A 13,042-nucleotide genomic window follows, 5' to 3' on the forward strand; every position below is an offset into this window, starting at 1 on the left:
AACGCGCGGCGGGGCCGGGTGGTTGCGAGAAGGAACGCGGTCGCGTAGGGAGCGTGGATGCAGCGCGCGGCGGCGCGCGCGATGCGCGGCCGCATGCGAGGCAATGGGCGGGAATCAGTCGTCGCGTGCGCGATCGGCGGTGGGATCCATTGGCGCGGACACGGCAGCAGCATTGCGGGCGCGGCGATGCGCATCGCCGCGCGCGGCCGCGAATTCCGCACCGAGCAGCAGCACGGCCGCCGAGAAGTACAGCCACATCAGCAGGACCGCGAACGATCCGGCCGCACCGAACGCACTGGCCGTACCGGCACGCGCGAGATACAGCGCGAACAGCTTCTTGCCGCCGGAGAACAGGATCGCGGAGACGATCCCGCCGATCACCGCGTCGTGCCATGCGACGCGCGCGTCGGGCAGGAACTTCATCAGCACGGCGAACGCGGCCGCGAGCACCGCGATGCCGACGACGAACTGCAGCACGTTGGTGATCGCGACGTACGGAGAATCGCCAAGCAGCCACGTGCCGATGAACGTGATCGCGGTATCGAGCACGAGCGACACGATCAGCAGGAAGGCGACGCCGAGCACGAGCCCGAACGAGATGAGCCGCACCCGCACGAGCCCGAGCATGCTCGACCAGCGGTTTTCCGTGCTCGGCCAGATCACGCTCAGCGCCGTGTTCAGCGACGCGAAGGTCGCCGATGCGCCGATCGCGAGCGCGGCGAACGAGATCAGCGTCGCGATGCCGCCGCGCTCGCCCGCGCGATGCGCGTTCTGCACGATCGTCTGGATGCTGGCCGCCGCATCGTCGCCGATCAGCTGGTGGGCCTGCTCGAACACCTGGCCGCGCGCGGCCTCGTCGCCGTAGAACCAGCCGGCCACGGCGATCACCATCACGAGCGTCGGCGCGAGCGAGAATGCCGAAAAGAACGCGATGCTCGCGGCCATCGCCGAGCAGCGGTGGGAGGAGAAACGCTGGAATGCGTTGAGCGCCCAGTTGGCCTGCTGTTGCGCGAGGCGGGTGGCTTCGGATGTGATCTGTCGTTTCATGACGGTTCGGTTGCGCGCTGATCGCCGGACATCGGTGGATCAGACAAATCGGTATTGATCCGAGGATTGCATCATAGTTGCGCTCAATGTCTATAATCCTTTCAGTTTCTCCTTACCCCACAAAGACGCCGAGACCATCATGCTACAAATGTCACGGCGCCAGTTCCTGAAGGTGACGGCCACGTCGCTTGCCGGATCGAGTCTTGCCCTGCTGGGCTTTTCTCCGACGGAAGCGCTTGCCGAAGTCCGACAGTACAAGCTGGCGCGCACCGTCGAAACCCGCAACACCTGTCCTTACTGTTCAGTGGGTTGCGGCATCCTGATGTACAGCCTCGGTGACGGCGCGAAGAACGCGCAGCCGAGCATCATCCATATCGAAGGCGATCCCGACCATCCCGTCAACCGCGGCACGCTATGCCCGAAGGGCGCGAGCCTGATCGATTTTATCCACAGCCCGAGCCGCCTGACGCACCCCGAGTATCGGGCGCCCGGCTCGGACAAGTGGGAACCCATCTCGTGGAACGATGCGCTCGACCGGATCGCGAAGCTGATGAAGGCCGACCGCGACGCGAACTTCGTCGAGACGGCGGAAGACGGCTCGAAGGTCAACCGCTGGCTGACCACCGGCATGCTGGCCGCGTCGGCGAGCAGCAACGAGGTCGGCTACCTGACGCACAAGACTGCCCGCAGTCTGGGGATGCTCGCATTCGACAATCAGGCGCGTGTCTGACATGGCCCGACGGTGGCAGGTCTTGCCCCGACGTTTGGCCGTGGAGCGATGACGAACCATTGGGTCGACATCAAGAACGCGGACGTGATTCTCGTGATGGGCGGCAATGCAGCCGAAGCCCATCCGTGCGGTTTCAAGTGGGTGACGGAGGCGAAGGCGCACCGCAAGGCGCGGCTGATCGTCGTCGACCCGCGCTTTACGCGTACGGCCTCGGTGGCCGACTACTACGCGCCGATCCGCACCGGCACCGACATCGTCTTCCTGGGCGGCGTCATCAACTATCTGCTGACGAACGACAAGATCCAGCATGAGTACGTGAAGAACTACACGGACTTCTCGTTCATCGTGCGCGAGGATTTCGCGTTCAACGACGGCATCTATTCCGGCTATGACGCCGAGAAGCACGCGTACCCCGACAAATCGAGCTGGGACTACGAGCGCGGCGACGACGGCTTCGTGAAGGTCGACCCGACGCTGCAGCATCCGCGCTGTGTGTACAACCTGATGAAGCAGCACTACGCGCGCTATACGCCGGACATGGTCCAGCAAACGTGCGGCACGCCGAAGGAGAAGTTCCTGAAGGTGTGCGAGATGCTCGCGACGACGGCCGTTCCCGGCCGCGCCGGCACGGTGCTGTACGCGCTCGGCTGGACCCACCACTCGATCGGTGCGCAGATGATCCGCACCGGCGCGATGGTGCAGCTGCTGCTCGGCAACATCGGCATCGCGGGTGGCGGGATGAACGCGCTGCGCGGCCACTCGAACATCCAGGGGCTGACCGACCTCGGGCTGATGTCGAACCTGCTGCCGGGCTACATGACGCTGCCGATGCAGTCCGAGCAGGATTTCGACGGCTACATCAAGAAGCGCGTGCAGTTGCCGCTGCGGCCGAACCAGTTGAGCTACTGGAAGAACTACAAGGCGTTCCACGTCAGCTTCATGAAGTCGTGGTGGGGCGACGCGGCGACCGCCGAGAACAACTGGGGCTACGACTACCTGCCGAAGCTGGACAAGCAGTACGACCTGCTGCAGGTGCTCGAGTTGATGAGTGCCGGCAAGATGAACGGCTACATCTGCCAGGGCTTCAACCCGCTCGCGGCGGCGCCGTCGAAGGTGAAGACGGCCGCCGGGCTCGCGAAGCTGAAGTGGCTCGTGATCATGGATCCGCTCGCGACCGAGACGTCCGAGTTCTGGAAGCATCACGGCGACTACAACGACGTCGATGCGTCGAAGATCCAGACCGAGGTGTTCCGTCTGCCCACCACGTGCTTCGCGGAGGAAAACGGCTCGCTCGTGAGTTCGAGCCGCGTGCTGCAATGGCACTGGAAGGGCGCGGAGCCGCCGGGCGAGGCGAAGAGCGATCTCGAGATCATGTCGGGGCTGTTCCTGCGCATGCGCAAGATGTACCAGACGGACGGCGGCAAGTATCCGGACCCGATCGTCAACCTGACCTGGCCGTACGCGAACCCGGAAAGCCCGACGCCCGAAGAGCTCGCGATGGAGTTCAACGGGCGTGCGCTCGCCGATCTGCCGGATCCGAAGGATCCGACCAAGACGCTCGTGAAGAAGGGCGAGCAACTCGCCGCGTTCGCGCAACTGAAGGACGACGGCACGACCGCGAGCGGCTGCTGGATCTTCTGCGGTGCCTGGACGCAGGCCGGCAACCAGATGGGGCGGCGCGACAACTCGGATCCGACTGGCATCGGCCAGACGCTGAACTGGGCGTGGGCGTGGCCCGCGAACCGGCGGATCCTGTACAACCGCGCATCGTGCGACGTGAGCGGCAAGCCGTTCGACCCGACCCGCAAGCTGATCGGCTGGAACGGCAGCGCGTGGAAGGGCACCGACGTGCCGGACTTCAAGGCGGATGAACCACCTGAAGACGGGATGGGTCCGTTCATCATGAACCCGGAAGGCGTCGCGCGCTTCTTCGCCCGCGCGGGGATGAACGAAGGTCCGTTCCCCGAGCACTACGAGCCGTTCGAGACGCCGCTCGCCGCGAACCCGCTGCACCCGAACAACCCGCAGGCGCTGAACAATCCGGCCGCCCGCGTGTTCCCGGACGACCGCGCGTCGTTCGGCAAGGTGTCCGAGTTCCCGCACGTCGCGACGACGTACCGGCTGACCGAGCATTTCCACTACTGGACCAAGCACGCGCGGCTGAACTCGATCATCCAGCCCGAGCAATTCGTCGAGATCGGCGAAGACCTCGCGAAGGAAGTCGGCGTCGCGCACGGCGATCGCGTGAAGGTGTCGTCCAAGCGCGGCTACATCATCGCGGTCGCGCTCGTCACGAAGCGGATCAAGCCGCTGATGATCGAGGGCAAGAAGGTCCAGACGGTCGGCGTCCCGCTGCACTGGGGCTTCAAGGGTCTGACGAAGCCCGGCTATCTCGCCAATACCCTGACTCCGTCCGTAGGCGACGGCAACTCGTACACACCGGAATTCAAGTCGTTCCTGGTGAAGGTCGAAAAGGCGTAAGGGGAAAGAGATGGCACTGCAATCGCTGGATATCAAGCGCGTCTCGGCCACCACGACGCCGCCGGCCACGGCGCGCGAACCGGTGACCGGGAGCGTCGCGAAGCTGATCGACGTATCGAAGTGCATCGGCTGCAAGGCGTGCCAGACGGCATGCATGGAGTGGAACGACCTGCGCGATGAAGTCGGCACCAACGTCGGCGTGTACGACAACCCGGCCGACCTGACCGAGCACTCGTGGACGGTGATGCGGTTCTCCGAATACGAGAACCCGGCCGGCGACCTCGAATGGCTGATCCGCAAGGACGGCTGCATGCACTGCGAGGATCCGGGCTGCCTGAAGGCATGCCCGTCGCCGGGTGCGATTGTGCAGTACAACAACGGGATCGTCGATTTCCACGAGGAGAACTGCATCGGTTGCGGCTATTGCGTGACCGGCTGCCCGTTCAATGTTCCGAGGATTTCGAAGAAGGATCATCGCGCGTACAAGTGCACGCTCTGTTCCGACCGCGTCGCGGTCGGCCAGGAACCGGCCTGCGTGAAGACCTGCCCGACCGGCGCGATCGTGTTCGGCACCAAGGAGGACATGAAGCAGCATGCGGCCGAGCGGATCGAGGACCTGAAGGAGCGCGGCTTCGAGCATGCGGGGCTGTACGACCCGCAGGGCGTCGGCGGCACGCACGTGATGTACGTGCTGCACCACGCGGATAAACCCTCGCTGTACCACGGGCTGCCCGACAATCCGTCGATCAGCCCGATGGTGAAGCTGTGGAAGGGGATCGCGAAGCCGCTCGCGGTCGCCGGCATCGCGCTGACCGCGCTCGCCGGGTTCTTCCACTACATCCGGGTCGGGCCGAACGAGGTCAGCGACGAGGACGAGGCCGCCGCCCGCGACGAGGCGCGACGCATCAAGGAGGACGCAAAATGAAGCACGACGACCCCAACCTGATCGTCCGCTACACGGCGAACGAGCGCACGAATCACTGGATCACCGCGATCACCTTCGTGCTGCTCGCGCTGTCCGGGCTCGCGCTGTTCCATCCGTCGATGTTCTGGCTCACCGCGCTGTTCGGCGGCGGCCAGTGGACGCGGATCCTGCATCCGTTCGTCGGCCTCGTGATGTTCGTGTCGTTCGCGATTCTCGTGGTGCGCTTCTGGCACCACAACGTGCTCGACGCGGACGATCGGCAATGGCTGAGGCAGATCGACGACGTGGTGACCAACCGGGAAGACAGGCTGCCGCCCGTCGGGCGCTATAACGCCGGACAGAAGCTGCTATTCTTCACGTTGGTGGCGTGCCTGCTGCTGCTCCTGCTGTCGGGGATCGTGATCTGGCGGCGCTACTTCTCGTTCTACTTTCCGATCGGGGTGATCCGCGCGGCCGCTGTCGTGCATGCCGTGGCGGCCTTCGTGCTGATCGTGAGCATCATCGTGCACATTTACGCGGCGTTGTGGGTGAAGGGTTCGATCGGCGCGATGGTGCGCGGCACCGTCACGCTGGGCTGGGCCCGCAAGCATCACCCGAAGTGGTTCCGTGAAAGCGTGAAATAACGCACCGGAGCGGAACGGTTCGCCGATTGCGGCGTACCGTTTCGCCAACCGCCGGAATCGCCAGAAGCGCCGATTCGTCGGCGCTTGTTTATTTGGAAGACATATTTGTGACACAACGCATTCTCGAACCGACCGAGATCTCGGCGCTCGATCATTCGGCCATTCCGCGCTTTCGCCTGCCGGAGCGCGCCACCGTGTTTTCGGCGCGCGCCGCGCGGCTGCGCAAGCTCGCCGACCTGAATCCGATCAGCGGCTACCTGCGGCTGATGGCCACGGTCGCCGATGCGCAGCATGCGACGCTCCAGACGCTGGAGTTGCCGCTGCCGTCGACGGAAGCGATCGCTCGTGCGCAGCAGCATTCTATGCCGCTCGTGCCGGCGCTCGGCGGCGAGCGCGATCCGCGCTGGCGCGCGGTGCTGTATGAACTGCTCGACCGCGTCGAAGGCGCCGGGCTCGTCAACCCGCAGCTCGCGAAGCTGCTCGATCGGCTGCGTCTGATGGCGCCCGCCGAACTCGATGCGCAGGCCGAGGCGATCCTCGCGCTGCGCTTCGCCGAGGTCGATCCGGCCACCGCGCCGTTCCTGATGGCCGCGCTGCAGGTCGTCTGGACCGATCTCGCGAGCCGCATCGCGCCGGCCGACATCCCGTATCTCGACCAGCCGGGGCTGTGCCCCGTGTGCGGCACGCATCCGGTCGCGAGCGTCGTGCGCGTCGGCGGCCAGTTCCAGGGCTACCGTTTCCTGCAGTGCGGGCTGTGCACGACCGAGTGGCACATGGTGCGCACGAAATGTTCGCACTGCGACTCGACCAAGGGCATCGCTTACCACGGAATCGAGGGCGGCAGTGAAGCCGTCAAGGCCGAGTCGTGCGACGAATGCAAGACTTACCGCAAGATCGGCTACCAGGACAAGGACTACGAGTTCGAGCCGCTCGCGGACGATCTCGCGAGCCTCACGCTCGACCTTCTGATGAACGAAGCCGGCTACCAGCGCAGTTCGCCGAACCCGCTGCTGTGGCCGGACATGTCGCGCGAAGCGGATTGACGGCAGGCAGCCGGGGCGGGCGCGCGTGCACCGGCGCCGGCCGCCAGCCCCGCATGGAAATGGAGCCACACCTACGTGAGCGAACCGGGTTTGAATGAACTGAATGCCGTCCTCGCGCGCGTACCGTCGGTCGAGCGCGTGCTGTCGTCGGCGCCGCTGCAGCCGCTGCTCGCCGACTATGGCCGCACGCGCGTGCTGAACGCGGTGCGCGCCGAACTCGAACGCTGGCGTACCGCCGCGCAGCAGGATCCGCCGGCTGCCGAACCGCTCGACGAGCCGCGCATCGCGGCAGCCGTCGCCCGCGCGCTGGCCGCGCAGAGCGCGGGCACCGTGCGCGCGGTGTTCAACCTGACGGGCACCGTGCTGCACACCAATCTCGGGCGCGCCCTGTTGCCCGACGACGCGGTGCGCGCGGTGGTCGACGCGCTCACCCAGCCCGTGAACCTCGAATTCGATCTCGCCACCGGCCGCCGCGGCGACCGCGACGACCTGATCGACGATCTGTTGTGCGAACTGACCGGCGCGCAAGCCGCGACCGTCGTCAACAACAATGCCGCGGCCGTGCTGCTCACGCTGTCGGCGCTGGCAACGAAGAAGGAAGTCGTCGTGTCGCGCGGCGAGCTGGTCGAGATCGGCGGCGCATTCCGCATTCCGGACATCATGAGCCGAGCGGGGGCGAAGCTGCATGAGGTCGGCACGACCAACCGCACCCATCTGCGCGACTATGCGGATGCAATCGGCCCGCGCACGGCGATGCTGATGAAGGTGCACTGCAGCAATTACGCGATCAGCGGCTTCACGAAGGAAGTGACGCTGGCCGAACTCGTGCCGCTTGCGCGCGAGCGCGGGCTGCCGGTGGCGGTCGATCTCGGCAGCGGCACGCTCGCCGATCTGTCGCAATGGGGCCTGCCGCACGAGACGACCGTGCAGGAAACCATCGCGGCCGGCGCGGACCTCGTCACGTTCAGCGGCGACAAGCTGCTCGGCGGGCCGCAGGCCGGCCTGATCGTCGGCGATCGCGCGCTCGTCGCGAAGATCAAGAAACATCCGCTCAAGCGCGCGCTGCGCGTCGGCAAGCTGACGCTCGCCGCGCTCGAACCCGTGCTGCGGCTCTACCAGGCGCCGGAATTCCTGTGCGAGCGGCTCACGACGCTGCGGCTGCTGACGCGGCCGCAACGTGACATCACCGAGGCCGCCGAACGCGTGCGTCCGGCGTTGCAGGCCGCGCTCGGCAGCGGCTTCGACGTACGCGTCGAGCCGATGTTCAGCCAGATCGGCAGCGGTGCGCTGCCGCTCGACCAGTTGCCGAGCGCCGGGCTCGTCGTGCGCACGCCGGACGGCAAGCGCGGCGGCCGTGCGCTCGCGCAGCTCGAGCAGCGGTTGCGCGAATGGCCGCGTCCGGTGATTGGCCGCGTGGCCGACAATGCGCTGCGGCTCGACCTGCGCTGCCTCGAAGCGGCCGACGAAGCAACATTTGTCGCGCAATGCGTGCGGATCGCAGGGCCCGCTGCATGATCGTCGGGACTGCAGGACATATCGATCACGGCAAGACGACGCTCGTACGGGCGCTGACGGGCGTCGATACCGACCGCTTGAAGGAAGAGAAGGCGCGCGGCATCTCGATCGAACTCGGCTATGCGTATACGCCGCTCGAGAACGGCGACGTGCTCGGCCTGATCGACGTGCCCGGCCACGAGAAGCTGGTTCATACGATGGCGGCCGGTGCGTGCGGAATCGACTTCGCGCTGCTCGTGATCGCCGCCGACGACGGCGTGATGCCGCAGACCCGCGAGCATCTCGCGATCCTGCAACTGCTCGGCGTGACGCATGGCGCGGTCGCGCTGACGAAGTGCGATCGGGTCGACGCCGCACGCCTGTCGGCGGTGCGCGACGAGATCGCCGCGTGGCTGCACGGCTCGACGCTCGATGGCGCGCCGATCTTCGAAACCTGCGCGACGCGCGACGACGATCCGGGCGTCGCCGCATTGAAGCGTTTCCTCGCCGATGCGGCGCTCGCGTGGCGCGCGCGCCGCGACGACGGCCTGTTCCGGCTCGCGGTCGATCGCGTGTTTACGCTCGCCGGGCAGGGCACCGTCGTGACGGGCACCGCGTTCGCGGGGCGCGTGGCGACCGGCGACACGCTCGCGGTCGTGCGCACCGGCGCGGCGGCGCGCGTGCGCAGCATTCATGCGCAGAACCGGCCGGTCGACGCGGGCCGCGCGGGCGAGCGCTGCGCGTTGAACCTGGCCGGCGTCGACAAGGCGGACGTCGAACGCGGCGATACCGTCGCGGATGCGCGGCTCGTCGCGACGTCGCCGCGGCTTGACGTTGAACTGACGCTGCTGGCCGACGCGGGGCTCACGCTGACGCACTGGGCGCCGCTGCACGTGCATCTCGGCACGCTGCATCGCGTCGCGCACGTCGCGCTGCTCGACGGCGATACGCTCGCGGCCGGCGAGAGGATGCGTGTGCAACTGGTGTTCGACGAACCCGTGTTCGCGCTGCCGGGTGATCGCTTCATCGTTCGCAATCCGCAAGCGACGCGCACCGTCGGCGGCGGCCGTGTGCTCGACCCATTCGGTCCCGCGCGCAAGCGCCGCACGCCCGAGCGTCGCGCATGGCTCGACGCACTGGCGTCGTGGCTCGACGAAGGACGGCTCGATGCGCTGCTCGCGCAGGCGCCGCTCGGTATCGCCCGAACGATGCTCACGCACTTGAGCGGGTTTGCGCCCGACGTGCTCGCGTTGCCGGACGATGCGCTGGCGATTGGCCAGCGCGACGCCGCGTCGAACGAAGGCACGGTGATGGCGCGGGCGCACTGGCTGGCGCTGCAGTCGCGCACGATCGACACGCTGCGCGCGTATCACGAGCGCGTGCCGGACGAGCAGGGGCTCGACGCGGCACGCCTGCGGCGGATGGTGGCGCCGCTCGTCGGCGATGCGCTGTGGCGCGCGCTGGTCGATGCGCTGGTAGACGGCGGGGAGGTCGCGCGTAGCGGGCCCTGGCTGCATCTGCCGTCGCATTCGGTGAGTTTCGATGCGCGCGAGGAAGCGCTGGCGCGGCAACTGCTGCCGCTGATCCACGCCGGGCGCTTCGATCCGCCCTGGGTCCGCGATCTGGCGCGCGATACGGGGGCGGCGGAGGAGGCCGTGCGGTCGCTGCTGCGCAAGCTCGCGCGGCGCGGCGACGTGCATCAGGTCGTGCGTGACCTGTTCTATCACGCGGATGTCGTGCGCGAGCTGGCCGGGCTGGTTGCGGATCTCGCGCCGACGCGCGGCGGCGGGCTCGATGCGGCGACGTTTCGCGACGCGACCGGGCTCGGCCGCAAGCGTGCGATCCAGATTCTCGAGTTCTTCGATCGGGTTGGGTATACTCGCTTCCACCGCGATCTCCACTTCCTGCGGCCTGACAGCGGTTGGGCGAGTATTCAGGCGTAGGCGCTCGGCGTTCTTCTCGTTCTTTTGGTTCTTCTCTCGTCGGAAGGCATTCGTATCCGGTGGTACGGCTGGACTTCAAATCCAGTTGGGGGTGTCAGACACTCCCGGGTCGGTTCGACTCCGGCTGCCTTCCGCCATGGCGGGCTTCCGCGGCGTTCCTTGAGCTTCCTTTGAAAGTCCGCAAGCCCATGATTTTGCGGGGTTTTGTGGGTAACGGCATGCTTGCGACGTCCGGCCGCGTCCCCCACAATTTCCTCACGAAACATGGGTAGTGGCATGGGTTTTGTGGGTAGGAAAGGAGAGCGGCATGGCAGGACGACAATTGCATCGGCTTAGCGCGCTGCGTGTCGCGAAGGCGGTGGCTCCGGGACACTATGCCGACGGCGGTGGCCTTTTCATGCAGATTGCCGGCAGTGGCGCACGATCGCGGGTGTTTCGCTTCACGCTCGACAGGCGTGTGCGCGAAATGGGCCTCGGACCGCTTTCGCGAGTCTCGCTTGGTGAAGCGCGAAAGCTGGCCACTCAGTACCGCGAGATGGTTCGCGACCAGATTGACCCCATCCTGGCACGGCGCGAAGAGCAGCGTCGCCGATTGCTCGACATCTCCATCGATGCCGACGTGACGTTCCGTGAGGCAGCTGAAGCGTTCATTCGAGCGCACGAACCGGAGTGGCGAAACCGGAAGCACAGTCAGCAATGGGGTAATACGCTCAAGACCTACGCCTATCCCATCATCGGCGATGTGCGTGTGCGCGACATCGACACTGCGATGATTGTCCGCATTCTGCAGCCGATTTGGACCAAAAAGGCAGAGACGGCGCGCCGTGTGCGGGGGCGCATCAAGGCGATCTTGGACGCGGAGACCGTGATGGGGCACCGAACCGGTAATAACCCGGCACGATACCTTGACCATCTGCAATTAGTATTGCCGCGCTCGAAGAAGCGCTCGCAGGTCCGGCATCACGCTGCGTTGCCTTGGGAAGACCTCCCCACATTCGTCCGGGAATTGGAACAACGCCCGCGACGGGCGGCAAGAGTGTTGCACTTGCTTGTCCTGACGGCGACTCGCACGAACGAGGCGCGATTTGCGCGGGTTGAGGAGTTTGATCTCGACAACCGTGTCTGGAGTATCCCGGGAGATCGCACGAAGAGCGGTCGGCCGCTGCGCGTGCCACTTTGCAAGCGGGCCGTCGAGATTGTACGCAATGCGCTGCCGAAGGCGAAGTCGCGGTAACCGACCCGGGTCACCGTGTCGTCGTGTCGATCGAGGTATCTGCGCCAGCCAAAAAACGGTCAAATCGCCGCGTGCCGGACGTGTGCCGGGACAATGGTGTTTCTGTCTGCAACACATTCACAATGTTGAGAGAGCTTGGCTTCACGACCACGTGGCTCAAGCCGACGGCATAGCCGCATGTGGCCTTTTTCGGGCTTAGAGCAAAATAGTTGCGTCACTCCAGAATCCTTGTGTTGCGGCGGTAACGTCCTGATTTCTAGACCGATTTCCGAGGCAGCGCACGGCCGGTCGAGACGCTGTGTGCAGATGGGGCGCTCTCTGCCTCAAGCTCAGCCTGTGAACACGGTTAGCGCCAATTGTGAACGCCTACAACATCTCTAAGCGAACACGTTGCGGGCATTGTGGAGCGTGGCGGCGAGCGTTACAACTTGTGGCGGATCGGCCGTCCACACCGGTTCGACCGGGTCGACATCCGCACGTGTTGAGATTAGTCCGATTATTGATCGGAAATCAAAAATGATTCGTTCCGACTTATGGTTATCAACGGAACGAAGTCACACTATCGTAGCGGCTTACGATTGGTGCTCGACTCTCTTCTCATGAAGACCACACTAGACGAAATGCTCGCGTTCGTAACGATCGCAGACACGGGTTCGCTGACGGGTGCGGCGGACCGGTTGCATCAGCCGACCTCCGTGATGAGCCGAATCCTGCGGCGGCTGGAAGATAAACTCGACACAACGCTGATCAGGCGCACGACACGCCGGCTGGAACTCACGGAAGAGGGCAACGTCTTCCTCGACTATGCGCGAGACATTATTGCGTCGGTCGAGTTTGCCGAAGACCAGATCGCCCGGCAGCGCGAAACGCCGGCGGGCCGTCTGCGGATCAATGCTGCGATGCCGTTCATGCAGCACGTGATCGCGCCGATGATGCCGGGGTTTCGCGAAGCCTATCCGGCGATCGAGGCCGAGCTTCATACGAGCGACGAGATCATCGACTTGCTCGAACAACGCACCGATGTCGCGATCCGGATCGGTGAGTTGCGCGACTCGACACTGCACGCGCGCAAGCTCGGCAGCAGCAGGCTACGTATTCTTGCCAGCCCGGCCTATCTGGAGAGGGCCGGGATACCCGAGAGCGTGGACGATCTTGCGACCCATACGCTGCTCGGCTTCGTCCAGCCGGAGACGCTGAACCACTGGCCGTTGCGTACTGCGGCCGGCGATGGGTACCGGGTACAGCCTGCGCTGCAGGCATCGAGCGGCGAGACGCTGCTGACGCTCGCGCTCAATGGCGCCGGCATCGTGTGCCTGGCGGATTTCATGACGGGTACGCATCGCCGCGACGGCAGTCTGGTCGAACTGCTCGTTGACGACACCACTGAATTTCGCCAGCCGATTCATGCGGTCTACTATCGCAACGCGACGCTGTCGTCACGCATCGTCAGCTTTCTTGACTACGTCGGTGCACAGTTGAAGGAAAGCGGCGACATCGACTGAGCGAAGTCGGCGAATGGCGG

The 13,042-nt window shown here is 65.5% G+C and carries 10 protein-coding genes and 1 tRNA gene; 10 read left to right on the forward strand and 1 reads right to left on the reverse strand.

Annotated elements, in window-relative coordinates; genetic code table 11:
* Nucleotides 1-114: 114 nt before the first annotated feature.
* Nucleotides 115-1,047 carry a YihY/virulence factor BrkB family protein gene (locus tag LMA02_RS19940; protein WP_228909496.1) on the reverse strand — a complete coding sequence of 311 codons (933 nt, stop codon included), beginning with the start codon at nt 1,045-1,047 and terminating at the stop codon, nt 115-117.
* Between the two features lie 139 nt (nt 1,048-1,186).
* Between LMA02_RS19940 and fdnG the strand changes: the two genes are divergently transcribed.
* From fdnG to LMA02_RS19990, 10 genes are all read left to right on the forward strand, one after another.
* Nucleotides 1,187-4,258 (forward strand): formate dehydrogenase-N subunit alpha, encoded by a 3,072-nt coding sequence (gene fdnG, locus LMA02_RS19945; RefSeq protein WP_228909497.1) that lies wholly within the window; start codon nt 1,187-1,189, stop codon nt 4,256-4,258.
* Between the two features lie 10 nt (nt 4,259-4,268).
* Nucleotides 4,269-5,183 (forward strand): formate dehydrogenase subunit beta, encoded by a 915-nt coding sequence (gene fdxH, locus LMA02_RS19950; protein WP_166722219.1) that lies wholly within the window; start codon nt 4,269-4,271, stop codon nt 5,181-5,183.
* A complete protein-coding gene (locus LMA02_RS19955; RefSeq protein WP_105788812.1) occupies nt 5,180-5,806 on the forward strand; it encodes a formate dehydrogenase subunit gamma in 627 nt (208 codons plus the stop codon). Before fdxH ends, LMA02_RS19955 begins: the two co-directional genes overlap by 4 nt.
* Nucleotides 5,807-5,913: 107 nt before the next feature.
* Nucleotides 5,914-6,849, forward strand: coding sequence for a formate dehydrogenase accessory protein FdhE (fdhE, locus tag LMA02_RS19960; protein ID WP_228909498.1), 936 nt, complete (start codon nt 5,914-5,916; stop codon nt 6,847-6,849).
* A gap of 75 nt (nt 6,850-6,924) precedes the next feature.
* Nucleotides 6,925-8,364, forward strand: coding sequence for an L-seryl-tRNA(Sec) selenium transferase (gene selA, locus LMA02_RS19965; protein ID WP_228909499.1), 1,440 nt, complete (start codon nt 6,925-6,927; stop codon nt 8,362-8,364).
* Complete coding sequence (gene selB, locus LMA02_RS19970) at nt 8,361-10,286, forward strand: selenocysteine-specific translation elongation factor (RefSeq protein ID WP_228909500.1); 1,926 nt, start codon at nt 8,361-8,363, stop codon at nt 10,284-10,286. Before selA ends, selB begins: the two co-directional genes overlap by 4 nt.
* A 41-nt stretch (nt 10,287-10,327) precedes the next feature.
* Nucleotides 10,328-10,423: transfer RNA gene (locus LMA02_RS19975), tRNA-Sec, on the forward strand.
* A gap of 170 nt (nt 10,424-10,593) precedes the next feature.
* Nucleotides 10,594-11,520, forward strand: a complete 927-nt coding sequence (locus tag LMA02_RS19980; protein WP_228909501.1) for a tyrosine-type recombinase/integrase — start codon at nt 10,594-10,596, stop codon at nt 11,518-11,520.
* A gap of 23 nt (nt 11,521-11,543) precedes the next feature.
* A complete protein-coding gene (locus LMA02_RS35425) occupies nt 11,544-11,693 on the forward strand; it encodes a DUF4411 family protein (RefSeq protein WP_228909502.1) in 150 nt (49 codons plus the stop codon).
* A gap of 426 nt (nt 11,694-12,119) precedes the next feature.
* Nucleotides 12,120-13,022: a LysR substrate-binding domain-containing protein gene (locus LMA02_RS19990; protein WP_012366421.1), complete on the forward strand. Its 903-nt coding sequence runs from the start codon at nt 12,120-12,122 to the stop codon at nt 13,020-13,022.
* Nucleotides 13,023-13,042: the final 20 nt, after the last annotated feature.

Source organism: Burkholderia sp. B21-005 (assembly GCF_020843965.1).
Classification (GTDB): Bacteria; Pseudomonadota; Gammaproteobacteria; order Burkholderiales; family Burkholderiaceae; genus Burkholderia; species Burkholderia ambifaria.